A 1,347-nucleotide genomic window follows, 5' to 3' on the forward strand; every position below is an offset into this window, starting at 1 on the left:
AATAAATTAAATTTTCATTAAGAAATCTTATAATTATATATTATAATAGAATTTTCAATTAAATAAGCTAAATTTATTTAATTATTATTTGATAACTGTTTTTTATCCACATTAGAATTATATAGCATCCCCAATAATATCAGTAATCCACCAACTATTTTACCCTTTGATATAGAGCTTAATTCTAAATAATCTATAATAATTCCTGTAAAAATCTGCCCTATAAATATAAGTAAAGTCGTATACATAGTTGGTATTTTAGGAATTACAACATTGGAAGCAGATACAACTATCACTCCAATTAATCCGCCTAAAAAAGCATAAAAAGGTATGTTAGCAAAACTATTAATATTAAAATTATATGTACCTTTTGCAAATACCATTATAATTAAAATAACTAGCAACCCCACTATATAATTTATAAGTGTGCCCCTAAGTACACCTATTTCTTTTGCTAAACCTGCATTTATAATCATTGATATTATTGTAAGTCCTCCACCTATCATTGCTAATATTATATAAATCATATTATAACCTCCTAATATATTGCCATAACAACAATTCCTATAGATATTATTATGAAACCTATAATTTTCTTATTTCGAAACTTATAAGTATGAATTCCAAGCAATCCAAAGTGATCAATAAAGCAAGCCACTACTAATTGACCAAAAACTGTTAATGACAAAGTTAAGGAAGCACCAAGATGAGTAAAACATATATTACTTAATAACACCATAAAGACCCCTATGGCACCTGCACTAAATAAGTAGATAGGAACACTCTTATTAAAGATAATCCTTTGCTTTTTTACTATTAAAATAAATATTAATGTAATAAGACCAACTATATGTATTATTAATATTGATAAGTAACTACCTGAGTAGCTATGTAATATGGCATTGAATGTCGCCATTATAGCAATAAGAATGCCTATAAATATTGCTCCAATTTCATACATAAAACCCCTCCTCTCTATTCTAATATTTAGTTTATCAAATAAAATTATTTTTATATACGACATTTGTCATATATAAAGATATTCTTTAATATATAATGTAAAAATATCTATGCTATGATATAAGTATGATATAAAATACTATCTAATTAAGAGTTTAATCATGTATCAAAATAATCTATTAATAGTTTTAAATAGGGATACCTTAAAAAGGTTATCAGGAGATTTATATGAATAAAGTAAAAAATCCGCAGTTTTAAAAACTGCGGTTAATCTATATATAGGGATACAATGTAAAAACTTAATATATACTCTAGAAAATTAATTTTCTATAAAAACAGCTTAAATCCTTAGAAATTGAGGATTAATAATGAAGAATGAAGAATTCA

2 protein-coding genes are annotated in these 1,347 nt (G+C 24.6%); both read right to left on the bottom strand.

Annotation, left to right across the window (positions count from 1 at the left end):
- Window positions 1-77: 77 nt before the first annotated feature.
- Window positions 78-527 (bottom strand): DMT family transporter, encoded by a 450-nt coding sequence (locus tag B2W91_RS10610; protein ID WP_291580631.1) that lies wholly within the window; start codon window positions 525-527, stop codon window positions 78-80.
- An 11-nt stretch (window positions 528-538) separates the two neighbouring features.
- Entirely contained in the window at window positions 539-961 is a 423-nt protein-coding gene (locus B2W91_RS10615; protein ID WP_291580632.1) for a DMT family transporter, read from the bottom strand.
- Window positions 962-1,347 lie beyond the last annotated feature (386 nt).

Origin of the sequence: Clostridium sp. UBA6640 (assembly GCF_002455975.1) — a bacterium.
Classification (GTDB): Bacteria; Bacillota; Clostridia; order Clostridiales; family Clostridiaceae; genus Clostridium_J.

Coding starts and splice junctions, on each gene's coding strand:
- B2W91_RS10610 (WP_291580631.1), bottom strand. CDS start 527: ATGATTTATATAATATTAGCAATGATAGGTGGAGGACTTACAATAATA.
- B2W91_RS10615 (WP_291580632.1), bottom strand. CDS start 961: ATGTATGAAATTGGAGCAATATTTATAGGCATTCTTATTGCTATAATG.